An 18,708-nucleotide genomic window follows, 5' to 3' on the forward strand; every position below is an offset into this window, starting at 1 on the left:
TCTCTCTATCGAGGAAACTCAACGCCGACATGGGCTTTGCCATCGCCGGGAAATACGGTCGCCAGCAGATCGACTATCGATCCGGCATCGACCCGCAACGGCTTGATCGCACTCGTCGAGGGTCGCAGCGCGGTGGCAATGAACCCGAGATCCGGCCCGATCAGGGACAGGTACTGATCGATCTTGGTGACTAGCGGCCCCAGCGGATCGTCGAAGATGTTCTCCCCGACATAGGAGAAGTTCTGGAACGCGGCGATAATGTGCAGCAGCTCCGGCAATGCCGAGTCCAGGTCACCGGCGGCGGCACTGAGCGAGGGGGCCCGGCCGTCGAACCGGTCACCCAGGGTCTGCACATTCGAGTACAACCGGGCAATCGCATCGCGCTTGTCCCGCAGCAGATTCGCCGTACTGGTCAACGCCTTGGTGAGGTTGGCGATATCCGCGTCGCGCCCCTCGAATCCGGCCGCCACGGTGGTGGCCAGATGCTCCAGTCTCGCCGGATCCAGTTGTGCGGTAAGCGCATCCATTTTGGCGAGCGCGTCACCGACGGTGCTGGCGATCCGCACCTGCCGCTGCGGCACAATGCTGCCGTCGTGCAGGAACGGCCCGGCGGTGCCGGTGGGCCGGAAGTCGATGAACTGCTCCCCCGCCGCCGACAGGTTGGCGATCCGCACCGCACTGTCCTCCGGAATCCGGTACTTGGCATCGTATTCCAGCGTTACCGCCAGCCCGCGTACCGTCGCGCCGATATCGCGCACCCGTCCGATCGGCAGCCCCCGCAGGGTCACTTCGGAGGTCTTCATGAGCCCGCCGGAGAAGTCCAGCAGCACTGTGACGGTGTTGTTTTGGCGGCGCGGATCCAGATTGAGCACACCGACCGCCATATAGCTGCCGCAGACCAGCGTCAACACCATGAGCAGGACCAGCGAAACCGGTCCGGAGAACGAGAGTTTCATGGCACCAGCCCCATCGATCGCAGGGTTGTGAGCAATTGATCGGCCTGCACATCCGCCGAGACCCGATCCACCCGCACGTCCGGAGACTCCAGGAAGGGAATCAGCTTGTCCCGCAGCAGATTACGGAAGGCCTCCAGATTCGTGGCCAGGGTGATGTCGGAGTAGCCGATGGTCACCGCGGTCGGGGCGAGAATCGAGACGATCGATCGGAAGTCGCCGATATGCGGTAGGACCAGTTCGCCCAGATGCTGCGCCATCGTGCCGCCGCTGATAATCAGTTCGACCACATTGAACAGCACCGCCGACAGCCCGGCCGCACGTTCCGGCCCGAAGGTCAGAATGCGATCCACCGCATCGCGCCCGGTCTCCAGCTTCCCCGTAATCTGTTGCGCCGAAACAAGAATGCGATCGATATCGGCGCTGTGCGAAGCCATATCGCGCAGCGCCGCACGCCCGGCGGTATTGATCCGATCCAGCTCGGCCGGATCGCTCGGGAAGGCCGCGTTCACATCGGCGACCAGCTGCTGCAGATCACCCCACCGGCCGCCGGTGATGATATTGGACAGCGCCCGCAGAATATCCTCCACATTGGTGGCGGGCACGGTCTGCGAGACCGGTATGACATCACCATCACGCAGGAAGTCGGCCGGGGCGTTCGCCGGGGCTTCCAGGGCGATATGGATATCGCCGAGAATGGTGCTCTGCCGCAATTCCGCGGTGGTGGTCTTCGGCAGTTTGGCATCGGTACGCAGTTCGACCGTGGCGACCGCGGTGGTGCCGATCAGATCGATGTGATCGAGCATGCCGATCTCGACACCGTCGGCAATCACCTTGGCCCGGTCCGGCAGATTCAACACCGAGCCGAATTCGATTCGCACGGAGTAGGTTTCACCGCTGGGATAGGTACCCGGAATAGGGATATCGGTGGCCCGCACCCCGCAGCCGGTGAGCAGCAGGGCGACCGCGATCAACACCGGAATCACCCGCGGAGCTATATGCCTCATCGGCCACCTGCCTGCGGTAGTTGCGCCGCCAGCGACGGCAACTGAGCGAGCAGGCTGGCGATATCGCCCTCATGCTGCTGCACGAAGTCATGCGCCTGCGGCAGATACAGATCCAGGAAGCTGTACGCCTGCTGATCGTATTTCCCGACATTGCGCGCCAGCACCGGCAGGAACTCCGCCGCGATATCGACCGCACCCGCGAATTCGGTCGAGAACTCACCGATGAGTTGCAGTCCGGCGCGCAGATTGTCCAGCACCTGTTGCAAATCCGGCCAATTGGTCACGAACATGGTGGTGAGCTGATCAAGATTGTCGACCAGCCGCCGGAACACCACATCGCGCTGCGACGGATCACCGACCACGGCGGAGAGCCGCTGTAGCAATTGATTCCACTGCGGTCCGGTCCCACTGATGGCATTGTCGGCGGCGGTGAGCGTGTCGTTGAGCAGGGTGTCATTCGCTTGCCCGCCGCCGGTCAGATCACCGGCGAGCCTGCCCATGGCATCGAGCGCCTCACTGATCCCGATGGGAGTCTTGGTGTGGTCCAGCGCAATACATTTCGAAGTGTCGAAACGCGGTCCAGCGGTGTAGGGCTTGGTCAACTCCACATGCCGGTCGGTCACAATGGAACTCGACATGGTGACGGCCTCGATATCGGCGGGCAGTTTCACCTTCTCGCCCACGCTCATGGTTACCCGCATGCGATCGCCGAGTGATTCGATCTTCGATACCGCGCCGATCTCGACACCGAGCATGGTGACGCTATTGCCCTGGTAAAGGCCTACGGTATCGGCGAATTCGGCGCAGACGCTCTGTTTCGTATCACGTACCGTCCCGGCCCAGGTCACCCCGGCTGCAACGGTTATGGCGACCACGACCGCGGCAGCGGCGGCCAGCACAGATCGGCCCCGGGCTTTGCGCATCCATCCCATCAGCACGCCTTGCCCTGGTAGGGAATACACACCTGCACACCGTCGGCGGGCGCATTCGCCTTCACCTGGGTGCCGAGCAGGCCATTGAGTTTGGCTATCACATCCCGCAATCCGTTCACCACGGTGTCGAGCCGATTCGGGTCGGCGAAGACCTTGGCGAACAATTGCTCGAACTGGGTTACCGAGGGTTCGATGGAGTCCCCGTACGCCATGATCGGGCGATGCAGGACGACGAGCAGCCGTTTCACCAGATTGAAGACGGTGACGATATCGTCCTTGCGATTGCCGAGCTGATCGGCGACGGTGCCGAGCTGGCGGACGAAATCGGCCAGTAGCGTCTTGTCATCGGCTATGGCGGCTATGTACTCGTCCGAGACCTGCAGCGCGGTATTGAGCTGCTGGGTGCGATCGGCCAGGATTCCGGTCAGATCATTCGCATTGTTGATGACACCGCGCAAAGCGTCGGGCTGCCCGGCCAGAGCCTTGTTCAACTCGCCGACCGTATCGCGCATGGTGCCCGCGTCGACCTTGCTGAAGATCGGCGTGCCCTTGTCGAGAATATCGCTGAGCTCGAAGGGTGTTCCGGTGCGCTCGGGCGGAATGTGCTTGGCCCCCAACTCCTTATCGCCGGTCGGGGCGAGCGCCAGGTAGTGCCCGCCGATGGGGGTCAGCATCTTGACCTCCACCGCGGCCCGATCCCCCACCCGCACTTCGGATTTCACGGTGAAGCTGACCTCGACGTGATCGCCGACCAGGTCCACCGAGCGGATCTTGCCGACATTGATGCCCGCGACCCGCACCTCGTCACCCGAGCGCGCTCCACCGGAGATCTTGAAGTCGGCGATGTAGGTGTGCTGCCCGAACGGCACCACGTACAGCGTGCCCGCCGCCAGCAGCGTCACCGCGCATACCGTGACACCGGCTATGCCCCAGCGCAATTGCGTCGGCTGGTCACCGCGCCCGGTGAGGGTGTCGCGGATCAGTTCGCTGAAGTAGCGGATCAGCCCCTTCATTTGCACACCACCAGGTTCTGCGTGGACAGGATGACGTCCGCGACGGCGGGCAGCGCTGCCTCGCCGTTGGAGCAGGTGATCCGCGGTTTCACGCCGTCGCCGGGCACGCTCTCGTTCAGTCCGGTGACCAATTGCGGTGTGACCGCCAGAATCTGGGTGAGCTGATCGGTCTGCGGGACCAGCCGCCGCAGCAATCCGTCGATCGGGCCGTAGGCCACGTCGTAGGCGTCGCGGGTCTGCTCGAGCAGCGGAATCAGCGGGGCCAGTGCGTCTTTCGCGGAATCGATAGCGGTCAGCATCGTCTGCGTCCTACTGGTGAACTGGCGCAGAATGCCGGCCAGTTGCGTCACCAGATCGCCGACCGCCTGGGATTTGCCGCCGATCTCATCGGAGACAAGGCCCAGATTGCGAATGAGCAGCACGATCACGGCCTCGCTATTGCGGGCGTGCCTGGTGAGCGTATCCAGGTCCGAGAGCACCGGGCCGATACCCGAACCGTCCCCTTGGATTACGCGCAGCAGATTATCGCCGAACCTATTGAGCTGTCCGGGATCCAGGGTGTCGAAGAGCGGTTTGAAGCCGTTGAACAGCTTGGAGACATCGAAGCTGGCAATGGTCCGCTGTATCGGAATCGTCGCTCCCGCCGGTAGTTTCGCGCCGCCGGTGCCCTCGGTGAGCAGCTCGACATACCGCTGCCCGATGAGGTTCTGATAGCGCACCGCGGCCTTGGTGTTGTCGTAGATCGGCCGGTCGGTGGCGACGGTGAAGTGCACCCGCGCCCGCGCGCCGTCCAGGGCGACCGTCTCCACCTTGCCGACCGCGACACCGGACATGCGCACCGAGTCTCCGGCGAAAAGCCCTGACACATCGGTGAATACGGCGTCATAGCCGACCTTGTCACCCGGGATCGGGGTGCGCAGCGCGGTCACGATGAAGACCGAACAGGCCGAGACGATGAGCAGGAAGATCACGAGTTTGACGGAGGACTTGACGATATCGTTCACTTCGCCGCACCTCCCAGCGAATCGGCCAGATACGGCATGGTTTTCACGATCAGGTCCAGCTGCAGCTGTACATGCCCGTCCACCTCCGGGAAGGCTTCGTTCATGGCGCGCAGCAGATTCGGAATCCGGTTGTAGGCCGGAGCCACCGTGCCGAGCGAGACGGTCACCGGCACCGCGACATCGAGCACTCCGCCGAGTACCTGCTCCAGGTCCGGGTTGTTGCGGCGCAGCAGCTCCGAAATACCCACCAGCACAGACTGATCCACACCACCGGTGGCCTTGTCGGTGCGCGCGCGATTGGTGGCGTCGCCGAAGTACGCGGATTGTTCGAGCACCGCGAGAATGGCACGCCCGACCGAGGGCGTCAGATCGGCGAGCGCGCCGGTCATATCCCGGCCGATCGTCAGGTAGTGCCCGAGCGGAGCCTGCTGTCCGTCGGCCAGCAGGCGCGCGGTCTCGAAGAACGACTGCAGCACCGGGCCCAGACTGTCGGCATTGTCGAGCAGCAGATCGAAAAGCCTTCGCACCGTGGCGGAGTCGAGTACCTGGGTGAGCCGTGCGGCGCGCCGGAAGACCCCGGCGACGGTGGCATTGGTGGCGTTCTCGCCGATATGCAGGGTGGCATTCTCACGCAGTGGCGCGCCACCGCTACCCGCGACCAGTTCGATCGCGCTGGAGCCGAAGACATTCGAGGAGGTGAAGCGCGCGGTCACATCATCGGTGAGCGCGGCCGCCTGCCTCCGGTCGATCTGCAGCTGAATACGCTGATGGCCGTAGCCGACTGTTTCGACCTTGCGGACCGTGCCGATGGCATAGCCGCGGAACTTCACCTCCGCACCCGGCGCGAGCCCCTCACCGAGGGTGGCCGCGTCGACGGTGAGATCGAACCGGTCGGCGAATGATCCACGCGCATAAGAGCTTACGAGCAACGTCACGGTGACGAGAACTATCGCGATCAGTACCCCGCGCAACCGCAATACCCACGGTCCGGCGCTGCGGCCGGAGTGGTCCTGGAAGCCGCTCATCACATCACCCCGAGATCCTGATGCCGACATCCAGGCCCCAGATCACAATGGTGAGGATCATGTCCAGGATGACCACCAGCACCAGACTGGCGCGAATGGCCCGGCCCGACGCCCGGCCCACGCCCTCCGGACCGCCGGAGGCGTAGAAGCCCTGGTAGCCGTGGATGAGAATAATGGCGATGACGAAAATCATTGCCTTGACCAGGGATGCGATCACATCACCCGGTTGCAGGAACGCGTCGAAATAGTGGTAGTAGGTGCCCGAGGACTGCCCGTGCAGCACATTCACCACCGTCGCGCAGGACAGATACGACAGGATGAGCGTGAGCAGATGCAGCGGGACAATGGTGATGATGCCCGCGATCACCCGGGTCGTCACCACGAACGGCATGGGCCGAATTCCGATGGCCTCCAAGGCATCTATCTCCTCGGAGATGCGCATGGCGCCGATCTCGGCGGTCATCCGGCAGCCCGCCTGTGCGGCGAAACCGATGGCCGCGACCATGGGAGCCATCTCCCGGGTATTGGCGTAGGCCGAGACGAAGCCGGTGAGCGGGCCCATGCCGACCATATTCAGCGCGGTGAAACCCTCCACGCCGATGGAGCCGCCGACCGCGATACCGAGGAAGGCGAGCACGGCCACGGTGCCGCCGCCGACAATAATCGCCCCTGAGCCCCAGGTGATATCGGAGAGAATGAGCATGGTCTGACGCCGGTAGACACGCAGCGTATGCGGGATGGCGGCCAGCACCTCGTAGACGAAAGTCGCCTGGTGGCCCAGGGATTCGAAGATTCCCAGCGGAGCCCGCGCGCCGCGTTCGGCGACCCGGCCGACAACGCCCAACGGTTGATAACGAGCTGGAACCTGAGTCATCAGCCCACCTGCGTCGGAATGAACATCGAAACCAGCTGGGTGATAACAAGATTCACGCCGAACGCGGCGATCACACCGATCACCACCGCCGCGTTCACAGCATTGGCCACCCCCTTGGGACCGTGCATCGCCTCCAGACCGCGCTGGCAGGAGACGACGAGCACGATCACCCCGAAGAGGATCGATTTCACGATCGCCACCACCAGATCGCTCATCTTGGCGAAGGCCGCGAAGGCGGACAGATAGCTACCCGGCGTGACGCCCTGAAACCCCACGGCGATCACGTATCCGGTGAACACGCCCATGAAGATGATCAGCATGCACAGCAGCGGGGTGAGCGCGATCATGGCCGCCAGCCGGGGTGCGACCAGTCGGCGCACCGGGTCGATTCCCATGGTGCGCAAGGCATCCACCTCATCGCGAATGGTGCGCGCGCCCAGATCCGCGGCAATCGCCGAACCCGCCGCACCGCCCAGCAGCAACGCGGTCACCATGGGCGCACCCTGCCGGATAACGCCCAGTCCGCCCGCCGCACCGGAGACCGAACTCGCGCCGACCTGCTGGGTGAGGCTGCCCACCTGCACCGCGACAATGACCCCGAACGGAATCGATACCAGCACAGCGGGAATGGCGGTGACGCTGACAATGAACCAGCCCTGCTGCAGGGTGTCGCGCCACGGATGTTTGAGAGCCACGATATCGGTGACCAGATAGCGGAAGGCCGCCACCGCGAGTTGAATGGTGCGCCCGAAGGTACGCAGCCCCGAGAGAACGAACTCGACCGCCTGCCGAATCAACGGCTCAGGCCCTTGAATGACCTTGTCGACCAATGCCTACCACCCCACTGCCCCGATGGGTCCCTACCGACCCAGACGGACAGTAATACAGATTTCGGACTGACGTGTCAGTCTTCACTGGATTAGCCGGAGGGCTTGACCAACCGAGCGGTTTCGGTGAAAAATGCCCGCGCGCGTACGAAAGAGAGCAGGTCACAACCGCTTTCAGCAATGGCTCGGCAAACAGGAATACCGCCGATCAATCATATTGATGCGGCGGTATTTCACTAATTGCGAGTGGTTAACCCTATGCGGCGATTTGTTCGCGGGCGGCGCGAATGTCGGCGGGACGGCCGATTGCGACCGCGCCTCTGAGACAGCCGTCGTGAGTGGCGAGCACGGTGATATCCGGGGTGCCGGGCGTGCCGCGCACCTCCAATTCATCGCCGGGCAGGATGCGACCCGCGAACTGGATATTGACGCCGTATTGGGTGGACCAGCCCCACGGGACACCGGCGGGAGTCACCGGCAGATCGAGCATGGATTGCGCGACCGCAGCGCCCTGCGCCTGAGCGCTGTTCCAATGCTCTTCGCGCACATACGCATTGAGCTTCGGATCGAATCGGGCGGCGGCGTCTCCGGCGGCGAAGATGCCGGGAATCGAGGTGCGGTACGCCTTGTCCACCAGGATGCCGTCGTCGATCTTCACACCGGCGGTTTCGGCCAGGGCGGTATCGGCGACGGTGCCGATGGCGACCAGGGCCGCGCCAGCGGTCCACTCGCGACCGTCGGTGGCGGTAGCGATGACCCCGGCGGCGGTGTGCGTCACACCGGTCAGCAGTACCTCGGGATGGATGTCAACACCGTTGTCCGCGTGAAGTTTCCGGATATAGTCGCCGATTACCGCCGGGGCGATCCGATCCAGCGGGGCGGACCCCGCATGCAGAACCGTCACGCGCGTACCGAGACTCGCGGCGGTGGCGGCAACCTCACACCCGATGAGCCCGGCTCCGGCGATCAGCAGCGAGCCGCCGCCGATTGCCCGGCGCAACACCTCGACATCGTCTCGCCTGCGCAGCAGGTGCCCCCGGATACCCGGCAGTGCGCGCGGACGCGCTCCGGTGGCGAGAAGCAAAGCGTCGTAACCGATCTCGCCGCCGTCGCGCAGCCGCACCACCGAGCGATCGGCATCGATACTCTCGACGGTGATGCCCGTGCGCACATCGATCCCGCGGTCCGGCCAGAACTCGGCGGGCTCCAGTAGCGTGCGCCGCTCCACCGCGGTGCCCGCCAGCAGCTCCTTGGATACCATGGGCCGCCGATACGGCAGGCTCCGCTCCGCGCTCAGCAGCACGATCTCACCGCCGTAACCCGAACTCCGCAGCGTCTTGGCGGCGGTGGCGCCCGCGACGACACCGCCGACGATCACCATGCGCCCGCCCTGTGCGCCGGATGAGACGGTCACGAGCGGCTGACCTCGACCATCTCGAAATCCGCCTTGGCCGCACCGCAGTCCGGGCAGGACCAGTCCTCGGGGATATCCGCCCAGCGGGTGCCCGACTCGATACCGTCCTCGGGCCAGCCCAGCGCCTCGTCGTATTCGAAGCCGCAGACCAGGCAGCGGAAGAGTTTGAAATCGGTGCTCATGATTCGGTTCCCGTTGTCGCGGTGATGGATTCGAAGTCGAGTTTCTAGCGCACGCCACAGTCCGGACAGCACCAGTCGTCGGGTACCGCCAACCATGAGGTAACGGCCGGAAAGCCCTCGCGGGGAGCGCCTTTCGCCTCGTCGCAGACGTAGTCGCAGACGGGGCAGCGGTAGGCGGCCATCACCGGGTCCCGTACCGGGCGAGCACACGCTCGCGCTTACCGGGCTGGATGTTCACCAGCGTGATATCGCCGTCGTAGTGGTTCAGCACCCGGCGATCCATCACCCGGCGCCACAGTCGCGGGAAGTAAGCCAGGGTGATCCTGCCGGCGTAGCCGCTGGGCAGATTCGGCGCGCCATCCATGCTGCGCAGGATCTGGTACCGCCGAGTCGGATTCGCGTGATGATCGCTGTGCCGTTACAGGTGGTACAGGAAGATACTGGTGACAATGTGATCGGAGTTCCAGCTGCGCTCGGGGGTGCAGCGCTCATAGCGATCTCCGGCGGTGCGCTAACGGCGCAGGCCGAAAAGCCAGAGTTGACGTCCTCCTGGCCTTGCGGCCAGAACTTCTACCGGTGCCCTCACGGGGCGCTTTCGATGGGTTCCTGTTTCACCGGGACGTGCTCTCCGTTAGACGGAAAGGCTGGCAGTCCCTCCACAGGCGTTTAACCACTCCGCCCGCCCGGCGGCGTGAATGTTCTTGGCAGCATTCATATCCCGGTCATGGGTCACCCCACACGCACACGTCCACTCCCGAACCGACAGCGGTTTTGGCTCGCTGACCACCCCGCACACGGACGATCCTCGTGGACTGCGTGTGCCCAATCACGGCGTGTGTCAGCGACTTTGGCGTGTACCTTCGCGACTCGAACCCGCGCCTTTCGTCGGTTACTGGAGCCTTTCATCTTCCGGGACAACGACCGCTGCGCCTTGCGCAACCGGCGTTCGGCCCGGCGCAGAAACCTCGGAGACTCGATCCGCGTGCCGTCGGACAGGACCGCGAACGTGGTCAGCCCCAAGTCGATTCCGACTTCCGAATCACGTGGCGGCAGCGGCACATCAGTCACCTCGACGACAAAAGACGCGAAATACCGGCCAGCCGCATCCTTAATCACTGTCACGGAGGGCGGGGCCGAGGGCAGCTCTCGCGACCAACGCACCGACACGTCTCCAATTTTCGGCAACCGCAACTTGCCACCCGGGGTGATCGCGAACCGAGCGTTCTTGGTGAATCGGATCGACTGCCGGTTGTCCTTACGGGACCGGAACCGGGGCAGTCCGATCCTGGGACCCTTGCGTTTACCAGTAAGCGAGGCGAAGAAGTTGCGGTACGCGGCATTCGCATCGGCCACGGCTTGTTGCAACACCACGGACGACACCTCAGCTAGCCACGCCCGCTCCGGCGTCCTCTTCGCCTCGGTCAGCAGTCTCGACAGTTCGCTATCGGTCGGATACGGCAGCCCAGATCGGCGCGCCGATTCCCGCGCTGCGACCGCATCATTGAAGACCACCCGCGCGCACCCGAACGCCCTCGCCAACGACTGCTGTTGCCCCCCAGTGGGGTACAGGCGGACGTTGTGTCGTAGCTGCACGTCGCGATGCTAGCAATGGTTCATGACCGAACATGACGATATCCGGCAAGCGGTCCGATACACGCCGCGCACCGGCATGGACAACACGCTGTGGGAGGCGTCGCTGTCCGGCCGCACCGTCCCCGACACCGCCCTGCTCCCGGTCCTGATGACCGAGCCCGAACCGGTCCTCGGCCGCGCCATCACGGCGGTCGGCGCGATGATCCGCGCCCAATACCAGCTCCCTGGACTATCCGATACCGATCTCGCCGCTTCGACGGAAACCCTTGTCCGCCTTGCCCTCAGCCACCTCTTCCAGCCCACCGCCCCGATCGACCGTGCCGTCGACCAGATCATCGCGGTGACCACCCCCGCACTCGCTAACGCAGGGTGGTGATCCAGCGGCGGGTGTCGGCGGGGTCTATGACGTCGTCGAGTTCGAGGACGGTGGCCGCGGTGAGGGCTTTGCCGCTGGCGTAGGCGAGTTGGACGAGGTTGTCGAAGGTGGTTTGGCGGGTGATGGGGTCTTCGATGGCGGCCAGTTCTTTGGCAAAGCCGAGACGGACCGCGCCTTCCAGGCCCATGCCACCGATTTCGCCTGTGGGCCAGGCTATTACGAAAGTGGGGGCGCGGAAGGAGCCTGCTGCCATGGCTTGTGCGCCCAGGCCGTAGCCCTTGCGCAGGATGATGGTGCCCCAGGGGACGGTCAGGGCGGCGGCGTCTATGAAGAGGCGGCTGAATTTGGTTACCGTGGCGTGGGTTTCCGCTTCCGGACCAACCATGAAACCCGGTGTGTCGCAGAGGGATACGACCGGGAGGTGGTGGGCGTCGCAGAGTCGCAGGAAGGCGCTGAGTTTGTCGGCGGCGGGGGCGTCTATGGCGCCGCCGAGGTGGTGGCAATTGTTGGCGATGAGGCCGTAGGGGCGGCCTTCCACTCGGATCAGCGCGGTGACAATGCCTGTCGCCCAGTCGCGGCGGAGTTCCAGGATCGAATCCATATCTGCGATGGATTCGATGGCGGCGCGAATATCGAAGGCGCGCAGGCGATCCTCGGGGATGATGTGGCGGGAGAGGCGGGGATCCGGGGCGGTCCAATCGGATTGGGCGCCCTGGAAGTAGGAGAGATAGTGCCGCGCGATCGACATCGCCTCGGCCTCATCGGCGGCGACTATGTGCACCACGCCATTTCGGCGCTGCACCTCGATCGGGCCGATGTCCTCGGGGGCGTAGACGCCGAGGCCGCCGCCCTCGATCATGGCGGGGCCACCCATGCCGATATTGGCATCGGGGGTGGCGATGACCACATCGCACATGCCGAGCAGGGCGGCGTTTCCGGCGAAGCAGCGGCCCGAGACTATGCCGATGAGGGGGACGTGGCCGGAGAGTGCGCCCATGGCACGGAAGGTGGTGACGTCCAGGCCGGAGATACCGGGGTAATCCGTATCTCCCGGGCGACCGCCGCCGCCCTCGGTGCAGAAGATCACCGGAAGCTGTTGTGTGTGAGCCAGTTCCAGCATGCGGTCGGTCTTGGCGTGATTGCGCATGCCCTGGGTGCCCGCCAGCACGGTGTAGTCGTAGGACATGACCACGGCCCGGGTTCGTTCCGCGCCGAAGCGATCGGCATTGATCGTGGCCACGCCCGCGATCAGACCGTCGGCGGGGGTATTGGCGATCAAATCCTCCGAGCTGCGGCGCAATCGCTGCGCCGCCACGGCCAGGCCGCCGTATTCCAGGAAGCTGTCATCGTCGACCAGATCGGTGATGTTCTCGCGAGCGGTGCGGCGGCCCAGGCGATGTCGTTTGGCGACCGCTTCGGGCCGGGATTCGTCGAGTCCCACGCGATGGCGGGCGAGCACCTCCGCGAGATCGGGGCGAATCGTATCCAGGTCGATAACGGCGCTCTCGACGCCCTCGCCGTCGTGATCCGCCTCGATCCAAACCAACAGGGGCGCATGCGGGTCGATCACCGCACCCGGCTCGATCAGATGGCGCAGCACCCGCAGCGACTGTTCGGCGCGCAGGACGTGCTGCATCTTCATCGCCTCCAGCACAACAACTTCCGTACCCGCGGCCACGACCGTACCGGGCTCGACCAGCGAGACCACGGTGCCGCCCATCGGTGAGCGCAGGGCTTGCTCGTCGGCGGCAAGCTCCACGGTGTCCACCGAGGCGACCGCATCCGGGACGGCATGGAGCACCGGGGCGTAATCCGCTGCCTTGACGACGAATTCGCGCACCTGCCGCTCATACCACGAGGTCGAGACCGGAGTCGCGGCGACGAGCTCGTCGAGCACCGCCCGTTGCACGGCCAGATTGGTTTCGACACCGGCGATCACCGTCTCGGCCAGGGCATCCGCCGCCCGGCGTACCGCCGCCGGATAGGTCGGCCCACGCGCGATGATCTTGGCCAGCAGAGAATCGAATCGGGCGTCCTGCCGCAGACCGATTCCGGCGGCGGTATCCACCCGCACACCCACTCCGGTCGGCGCGGCGAACTGCGTCAGCGTTCCCGTACTCGGCAGCACTTCCCCACCGGCGGTGACGATTTCGGCATTCACCCGCACCTGCACCGCATATCCGCGCGGCGCGACCGGCGGCAGTTCGAGCTCGGCGAGACCGCGCCCGCGCGCCAACTCCAGTTGAATCGCCACCAGATCCAGCCCGGTCACCTCCTCGGTGATGGTGTGCTCGACCTGCAACCTCGGATTCACCTCGAGGAACCAGGATTCCGTGCCACGCACCAGGAATTCGACCGTGACAACACCCCGGCAGCGCACCGACTCGGCCAGCCGCACGGCCTGCTCATACAGCCGTTCCCGCACTCCCGCAGCGAGGTTCGGCGCGGGCGCGACCTCGATGAGCTTCTGCTGCCGCCGTTGCACACTGCAATCGCGATCCCCGATCGCGATCGCTCGCCCGCCATCGGCAATGATCTGCACCTCGATATGCCGAGCCTCGGTCACCAGCGCCTCGGCATACACGCTGTCATCGCCGAATCCGGCCAGGGCCTCCGCCCGGCAGCGCTCATACGCCTCGGCCAGCTCGGCGGCGTCACGCACCACCCGCATACCGCGACCCCCGCCACCCGCGGCGGCCTTCACCATGACGCCATCCGGATGCGCCGCAAGCAATTCCGCGATCCGCTCCACCGACGTCATACCGGTGGTCGCCGGAATCACCGGTACCCCAGCCACTTCGGCCGCCGCCCGCGCCGCAACCTTATCGCCGAACAATCGCAGCACCTCGGGTGAAGGCCCCACGAATACCAGCCCCGCAGCAGCGCACGCGGTAGCGAATTCGGCACTCTCACTGAGGAATCCGTACCCTGGATGCACCAGCGGCCCATCCCCCGCTTTACGCGCGGCGGCCACCACCTCATCAACATCCAGGTAAGCGCGGGCCCCCACCCCGGGCAGCCGCACCGCCTCATCGGCAAGTCGCGCGGCCATGGCCTCGCCCTCGTCCCCGGTGTGCATCGCGAGTGTGGCGTACCCGCACTCCCGAGCACTCCGGACAACCCGGACAGCCACCTCACCCCGATTAGCTACGACGACGTACATCCCGCCATCCTCGCAGCCGCCAAACAAAACGTGCATGTAATGGCGCAGGCGTCTTCTCGACGTTTACCCGCGCCATTACATGCACGTTGGAGAAAATCAGGCGGGGATACCCATGCCCTGAGCCAGGATCGGCCAGGAGTTGTGCAGGGCCTCATCCCAGTACGGCCAGTAGTGCGTGCCCACCGGGTTGAACTGGTAGGTGGCCGGGATGTCCAGGCCCTCCAGACGGGTCTTGAGGTTGGCGGTGCAGGCGTTGACCGCGCCCTCGATGATCATGCCCAGGCCGAGGTTGATGCCGCCCATGACGCCGGGCGCGCTGCCCAGGTAGTACTGGACGTCGGACGCGAGCGGGATACCGCTGCCGCTGGAGACGTAAAGCAGTGTGCCACGCAGCTTCTCGGCATTGAGGACCGGATCGTTGGCCGCCCACAGCGGGCTGTCGCTCGGGCCGTACATATTCTCGGTATTGCCACCGGCCCAGGTTTCGGTGGCCAGCTTCACGAACTGCTTACCGGCCGGATCGGCGATCTGAGCGCAACCGCTGTACGCGGCGACCGACTTCCACAGTCCGGGCTTGGCCTCGGCCAGTTGCAGCACCGAGGTGCCCGAGGTCGACAGACCGGTCAGTGCGTTCAGGCCGGTGGAGTGCAGCGCGTCATCCAGCAGCGGCGGCAGCTCCTCGGTGAAGAAGGTACGCCACTTGTTCAAGCCCAGCTTGGGATCGGCCTTCTCCCAATCGGTGTAATAGCTACCCAGCCCGCCGATCGGCTGAATGACATTGACCGGCTTATCGGCCAGCCATTCGATGGCCTTGGTCTGGGCCTTCCAATTCGCCGTGCCCTCACCGCCATCGAGACCATTGAGCATGTACAGGTTCGGCGCGGGTGTGGACTCGTCGAGCGGGCGCTGCACATCGACGGTGATGTCCTTGCCCATGGCCGCCGAGTACACCTTCATATGCCAGGTGCGGCCATCCTTGGTGATCGAGCTGATCGCCGAGGGCTTCGCGGGCTCCGCCGAAGCGGAGGTCCCGATCATGGCCATGGACAGTGCCGCGGTGAGTGCCACAGCGGTAGTCCGGAGAACAGACGAGCTGCGTAGTGCGGAGAGCTTCATCGAACAGTCAAATCCAATCCAGTGGTCACCGCTCCCGTCAGTCGACGGGTAGCTCGGTGCCTTCCTCGGCGATCTTGGTGGCTACTTCATTCGGGAAGACATTACGGAACAGGAACAGGTCTCGGCCAAGCCGCCAGCCGGGGGCCAACGCCACGGCATATCGCTCGAAGTAGCCGAGTTGTTTCCCCATCATGATCAATTGCTCCGGACCGGAAGCCCCACGGCGCTTACCGAATTCGAGCAGACGGGCCGCGACCAGGCCCAAATCGAGCTTGTCGAGACTGCCCGAGAGCACCGGGCCCAGCGCCACCGCGAGCTGACGGCCGATGGTGGCATCGTCACCACTGTCATCGGCGACCAGATCCAGTTTGCGCAGCGCACGGGCCACCGGGCGGAAGTCGTTGTCGATAGCGCTGGCGTAGAACAGCGCTCGCACGAACTCACGCCATTCGGTCTCCATACGGCCGACAATGCCGAAGTCCAGCATGGCGACTCGGCCGTCGTCGAGCAGCCAGAGATTGCCGGCGTGCACATCGCCGTGGAAAAGCCCATGCACCGCAACCGATTCCATCCACGCCTTGACCAGACGGCGGATCAGCAGTTCGGGATCCGGATGCACCTCGCGGATATCGTCGAAGCGATCCAGCGGCATCCCGCGCATGCGTTCCATGCACAGTACGCGCGGACCGCAGTGCTCCCAATAGACCTCGGGCACAGCCACATTGGTGTTGTCGCCGAACGCCGCCAGGTTCGCCCGGGCGCGGGTCTGATTATCGGCCTCGACGAGAAAATTCAGTTCGGCCACGGTCGCCTCGTACAGATCGCGAACCACGGCCTGCGCGTTGGCGACTCGCGCGTTCTCCGAGCGCTTCTCCAGTGCCCGAGCCAGTTTCATGGCCGCGCGCAGATCCACGATCATGCGCCGGGCGATCTCGGGCCGCTGTACCTTCACCACCGCGTCCCGGCCGTCGAGCAGCACGCAGGCGTGCACCTGGGCGATGGACGCCGCCGAGAGCGGTTCATCATCGAAGGACGCGAACAGCTCCGAGATCGGCTTGCCCAGATCGGCTTCGATAATCGCGCGCGCATCCGCCGACGGGAACGGGCTCATATCGTCCAGGCAGCGCAGGCAGGCATCGGCGAGTTCGCGCGGGAACGCACCCGGCGAGGAGGCGATCAACTGTCCCAGTTTCACGAACATCGGGCCGAGCGCTTCGAGACCGTTCACCACGCCCTCGGCGACCGCGCGCTTACGCTTGGCCTTGCGCAGACCGCCGGTCAGCACGCTGCGCGTGACCGATCCGCCCAGTACCGCACCCACGATCGCCGTTCGCCGCAATTCGGAGAACCCGAACGTATCCAGGTCCGGCCGGATCACCTCGGGCGCCCCCGCCCGCACTGTCATCGGTGAGCTCACGGGGCGCAGTGTATCTCTGTCCCAGCCGGTTGGTCCGCTGTGGTGCCCGGCACAGGTTACCGAGGCGTTCGGTGGTTGGGACCCCGCTATGCCAGGTACCGTGGCGGGTTGAGCCGTGATCCGGCCAGACCGGGCTGCGATCCGGCCCGAACAAATGAACGCGAAAGGCAAGACCGACGTAATGACGGGTACAGCGGAGAAGCTCGCGGAACTGCGCAAGCTCCTGGAGATCGCCGAAGAACCTTCGGGCGAGAAGGGCATCGCCAAGCGGCGCGCCAAGGGCATTCCGAGCGCCCGAGAACGCGCGCAGATGCTGCTGGACCCGGGCACCTTCGTCGAGATGGGCGCGCTGATTCGCCAGCCCGGTAACTCCAACGCCTACTACGGCGACGGCGTGGTCACCGGTCGCGGCTATATCGACAGCCGTCCCGTCGTGGTCATCTCGCACGATCAGACCGTGTACGGCGGATCGGTCAGTGAGATGTTCGGCCGGCGGGTGCGCGCGGTCATGGACTTCGCCTACAACAATGCCTGCCCGGTGGTCTGCATCAACGACTCCGGCGGCGCGCGCATTCAGGACGGCGTCGCCTCGCTGGCCTGGTACGCCATCATGTGCAAGCTGCAGGAGGACCTCTCCGGGTACGTGCCGATGGTCGCGGTCATGCTCGGCAAGTGCGCGGCCGGTTCGGTGTACGGGCCGATCAATATGGACGTCCTGGTGGCGACCGAGGATTCGTACATGTTCGTCACCGGTCCCGAGGTCATCCGGGCCGTGACCGGTTCGATCGTCACCGCCGAGGAGCTGGGTGGCGCGCGGGCGCTCGAGCAGAACGGCACCGTGCATCACGTCGCCAAGACCGAGGTCGAGGCCTACAAGTGGGTGCGCGACTACCTGAGCTACCTGCCGACCAGCTGCCTGGAGCAGCCGCCGGTGATCAATCCCGGTCTGGAGCCCGAGCTCACCGAGAGCGACCGGCAGCTGGACAAGCTCATGCCCGATGCCGACAAGGTCGGCTACGACATGCACGAGGTGCTGCTGCGCATCTTCGATGACGGCGAATTCCATGAGATCAGCGAGAAGACCTCCGCGAATCTCATTACCGGGTTCGCGCGTGTCGACGGCCGGCCGATCGGCGTGATCGCCAATCAGCCGCTCGTACTCGGCGGTGCGCTCGACGCCGCCTGCTCGGACAAGGCCGCGCACTTCATCCGGCTCTGCGACGCGTTCAATCTGCCGCTGGTCTATGTGGTCGACACCCCGGGCGTGCTGCCGGGCGTGGACGAGGAGCGCAATCACGTCATCAAGCGCGGCGGGCGCATGTTCCGCGCGCTCATCGAGGCGACCGTGCCGATCGTCACCATCGTCACCCGTAAGGCGTACGGCGGCGGGTATGCGGTGATGGGCTGCAAGCAGCTCGGCGCGGATATCTCCCTCGCGTGGCCGACCGCGCGACTGGCGGTCATGGGCGCGGAATCCATGATCCCGATCGTGGGCAAGCGCCAGATCGAGGCAGCCGCGCCCGAGGATCGAGAAGCGGTGCGGCAGGGCATGATCGACTTCTACAACGCCACCGTCGCCACCCCGTGGACGGCGGCCGAGCGCGGGTACATCGACGCGGTCATCGAGCCGTCCGCGACCCGCCTGGAGATCCGCAAGGCACTGCAGCTGCTGCGCGACAAGGGTGCGGTGCGCAAGCACAACCCGCGCAAGCACAACCTCTTCCCGATGTGAGGTGAAGACGACCTTGCCCCGGCCGTGATGGCCGGGGCAAGAGGAGTGAAATGGGTGGGGGACCTGCCTCCGGCCGTCAC

Annotated in this window: 18 protein-coding genes and 1 pseudogene; 2 read left to right on the top strand and 17 right to left on the bottom strand. The window is 65.1% G+C overall.

Annotation, left to right across the window (positions count from 1 at the left end):
• Positions 1 to 5: 5 nt before the first annotated feature.
• The 14 genes and pseudogenes from GFY24_RS35995 to GFY24_RS36055 all read right to left on the bottom strand — a co-directional run bounded on the left by GFY24_RS35995 (position 6) and on the right by GFY24_RS36055 (position 10,824).
• Positions 6 to 956 (bottom strand): MlaD family protein, encoded by a 951-nt coding sequence (locus GFY24_RS35995; RefSeq protein WP_153809588.1) that lies wholly within the window; start codon positions 954 to 956, stop codon positions 6 to 8.
• Positions 953 to 1,960 carry an MlaD family protein gene (locus tag GFY24_RS36000; RefSeq protein ID WP_153809589.1) on the bottom strand — a complete coding sequence of 336 codons (1,008 nt, stop codon included), beginning with the start codon at positions 1,958 to 1,960 and terminating at the stop codon, positions 953 to 955. The genes GFY24_RS35995 and GFY24_RS36000 overlap by 4 nt, the downstream gene beginning before the upstream one ends.
• Positions 1,957 to 2,892 carry an MCE family protein gene (locus GFY24_RS36005; protein WP_153809590.1) on the bottom strand — a complete coding sequence of 312 codons (936 nt, stop codon included), beginning with the start codon at positions 2,890 to 2,892 and terminating at the stop codon, positions 1,957 to 1,959. The genes GFY24_RS36000 and GFY24_RS36005 overlap by 4 nt, the downstream gene beginning before the upstream one ends.
• Positions 2,892 to 3,905, bottom strand: a complete 1,014-nt coding sequence (locus GFY24_RS36010; RefSeq protein ID WP_153809591.1) for an MlaD family protein — start codon at positions 3,903 to 3,905, stop codon at positions 2,892 to 2,894. The genes GFY24_RS36005 and GFY24_RS36010 overlap by 1 nt, the downstream gene beginning before the upstream one ends.
• On the bottom strand, positions 3,902 to 4,909 hold the full coding sequence (locus GFY24_RS36015) for an MCE family protein (RefSeq protein WP_309231746.1): 1,008 nt from the start codon (positions 4,907 to 4,909) through the stop codon (positions 3,902 to 3,904). The genes GFY24_RS36010 and GFY24_RS36015 overlap by 4 nt, the downstream gene beginning before the upstream one ends.
• On the bottom strand, positions 4,906 to 5,934 hold the full coding sequence (locus GFY24_RS36020) for an MlaD family protein (protein WP_153809592.1): 1,029 nt from the start codon (positions 5,932 to 5,934) through the stop codon (positions 4,906 to 4,908). The genes GFY24_RS36015 and GFY24_RS36020 overlap by 4 nt, the downstream gene beginning before the upstream one ends.
• A 4-nt stretch (positions 5,935 to 5,938) precedes the next feature.
• Entirely contained in the window at positions 5,939 to 6,808 is an 870-nt protein-coding gene (locus GFY24_RS36025; RefSeq protein ID WP_153809593.1) for an ABC transporter permease, read from the bottom strand.
• Complete coding sequence (locus GFY24_RS36030) at positions 6,808 to 7,638, bottom strand: ABC transporter permease (RefSeq protein WP_153809594.1); 831 nt, start codon at positions 7,636 to 7,638, stop codon at positions 6,808 to 6,810. The genes GFY24_RS36025 and GFY24_RS36030 overlap by 1 nt, the downstream gene beginning before the upstream one ends.
• Positions 7,639 to 7,891: 253 nt before the next feature.
• Positions 7,892 to 9,049 carry an FAD-dependent oxidoreductase gene (locus GFY24_RS36035; RefSeq protein ID WP_309231747.1) on the bottom strand — a complete coding sequence of 386 codons (1,158 nt, stop codon included), beginning with the start codon at positions 9,047 to 9,049 and terminating at the stop codon, positions 7,892 to 7,894.
• On the bottom strand, positions 9,046 to 9,231 hold the full coding sequence (locus GFY24_RS36040; RefSeq protein WP_153809595.1) for a rubredoxin: 186 nt from the start codon (positions 9,229 to 9,231) through the stop codon (positions 9,046 to 9,048). Before GFY24_RS36040 ends, GFY24_RS36035 begins: the two co-directional genes overlap by 4 nt.
• A gap of 44 nt (positions 9,232 to 9,275) precedes the next feature.
• Positions 9,276 to 9,413 carry a rubredoxin gene (locus GFY24_RS36045; protein ID WP_153809596.1) on the bottom strand — a complete coding sequence of 46 codons (138 nt, stop codon included), beginning with the start codon at positions 9,411 to 9,413 and terminating at the stop codon, positions 9,276 to 9,278.
• A pseudogene (locus GFY24_RS36050) lies at positions 9,413 to 9,733 on the bottom strand (alkane 1-monooxygenase); the annotation flags it as partial. The pseudogene GFY24_RS36050 and the gene GFY24_RS36045, both read right to left, overlap by 1 nt.
• Before the next feature lie 129 nt (positions 9,734 to 9,862).
• Complete coding sequence (locus tag GFY24_RS43925) at positions 9,863 to 10,027, bottom strand: zinc ribbon domain-containing protein (RefSeq protein ID WP_375336154.1); 165 nt, start codon at positions 10,025 to 10,027, stop codon at positions 9,863 to 9,865.
• Complete coding sequence (locus GFY24_RS36055) at positions 9,961 to 10,824, bottom strand: transposase (protein ID WP_309231748.1); 864 nt, start codon at positions 10,822 to 10,824, stop codon at positions 9,961 to 9,963. Before GFY24_RS36055 ends, GFY24_RS43925 begins: the two co-directional genes overlap by 67 nt.
• 22 nt (positions 10,825 to 10,846) lie before the next feature.
• Between GFY24_RS36055 and GFY24_RS36060 the strand changes: the two genes are divergently transcribed.
• Entirely contained in the window at positions 10,847 to 11,200 is a 354-nt protein-coding gene (locus GFY24_RS36060) for a hypothetical protein (RefSeq protein ID WP_153809597.1), read from the top strand.
• Here GFY24_RS36060 and GFY24_RS36065 read toward each other — a convergent pair.
• From GFY24_RS36065 to GFY24_RS36075, 3 genes are all read right to left on the bottom strand, one after another.
• Positions 11,184 to 14,363, bottom strand: coding sequence for a carboxyl transferase domain-containing protein (locus GFY24_RS36065; RefSeq protein WP_153809598.1), 3,180 nt, complete (start codon positions 14,361 to 14,363; stop codon positions 11,184 to 11,186). The two genes, GFY24_RS36060 and GFY24_RS36065, sit on opposite strands and share 17 nt — an antisense overlap.
• A gap of 96 nt (positions 14,364 to 14,459) precedes the next feature.
• On the bottom strand, positions 14,460 to 15,479 hold the full coding sequence (locus GFY24_RS36070) for an alpha/beta hydrolase family protein (protein WP_153809599.1): 1,020 nt from the start codon (positions 15,477 to 15,479) through the stop codon (positions 14,460 to 14,462).
• A 37-nt stretch (positions 15,480 to 15,516) separates the two neighbouring features.
• Entirely contained in the window at positions 15,517 to 16,884 is a 1,368-nt protein-coding gene (locus GFY24_RS36075) for an AarF/ABC1/UbiB kinase family protein (protein ID WP_153809631.1), read from the bottom strand.
• 193 nt (positions 16,885 to 17,077) lie between these two features.
• Between GFY24_RS36075 and GFY24_RS36080 the strand changes: the two genes are divergently transcribed.
• On the top strand, positions 17,078 to 18,628 hold the full coding sequence (locus GFY24_RS36080) for an acyl-CoA carboxylase subunit beta (RefSeq protein WP_153809600.1): 1,551 nt from the start codon (positions 17,078 to 17,080) through the stop codon (positions 18,626 to 18,628).
• Positions 18,629 to 18,708 lie beyond the last annotated feature (80 nt).

Origin of the sequence: Nocardia sp. SYP-A9097, from assembly GCF_009649815.1 — a bacterium.
In the GTDB taxonomy this organism is placed as follows: domain Bacteria; phylum Actinomycetota; class Actinomycetes; order Mycobacteriales; family Mycobacteriaceae; genus Nocardia.

Coding starts and splice junctions, on each gene's coding strand:
- GFY24_RS36040 (WP_153809595.1), bottom strand. CDS start 9,231: ATGAGCACCGATTTCAAACTCTTCCGCTGCCTGGTCTGCGGCTTCGAA.
- GFY24_RS36000 (WP_153809589.1), bottom strand. CDS start 1,960: ATGAGGCATATAGCTCCGCGGGTGATTCCGGTGTTGATCGCGGTCGCC.
- GFY24_RS36080 (WP_153809600.1), top strand. CDS start 17,078: ATGACGGGTACAGCGGAGAAGCTCGCGGAACTGCGCAAGCTCCTGGAG.
- GFY24_RS36060 (WP_153809597.1), top strand. CDS start 10,847: ATGACCGAACATGACGATATCCGGCAAGCGGTCCGATACACGCCGCGC.
- GFY24_RS36010 (WP_153809591.1), bottom strand. CDS start 3,905: ATGAAGGGGCTGATCCGCTACTTCAGCGAACTGATCCGCGACACCCTC.
- GFY24_RS36075 (WP_153809631.1), bottom strand. CDS start 16,884: ATGACAGTGCGGGCGGGGGCGCCCGAGGTGATCCGGCCGGACCTGGAT.
- GFY24_RS36020 (WP_153809592.1), bottom strand. CDS start 5,934: ATGAGCGGCTTCCAGGACCACTCCGGCCGCAGCGCCGGACCGTGGGTA.
- GFY24_RS36025 (WP_153809593.1), bottom strand. CDS start 6,808: ATGACTCAGGTTCCAGCTCGTTATCAACCGTTGGGCGTTGTCGGCCGG.
- GFY24_RS36070 (WP_153809599.1), bottom strand. CDS start 15,479: ATGAAGCTCTCCGCACTACGCAGCTCGTCTGTTCTCCGGACTACCGCT.
- GFY24_RS35995 (WP_153809588.1), bottom strand. CDS start 956: ATGAAACTCTCGTTCTCCGGACCGGTTTCGCTGGTCCTGCTCATGGTG.
- GFY24_RS36005 (WP_153809590.1), bottom strand. CDS start 2,892: ATGGGATGGATGCGCAAAGCCCGGGGCCGATCTGTGCTGGCCGCCGCT.
- GFY24_RS36065 (WP_153809598.1), bottom strand. CDS start 14,363: ATGTACGTCGTCGTAGCTAATCGGGGTGAGGTGGCTGTCCGGGTTGTC.
- GFY24_RS36045 (WP_153809596.1), bottom strand. CDS start 9,413: ATGGCCGCCTACCGCTGCCCCGTCTGCGACTACGTCTGCGACGAGGCG.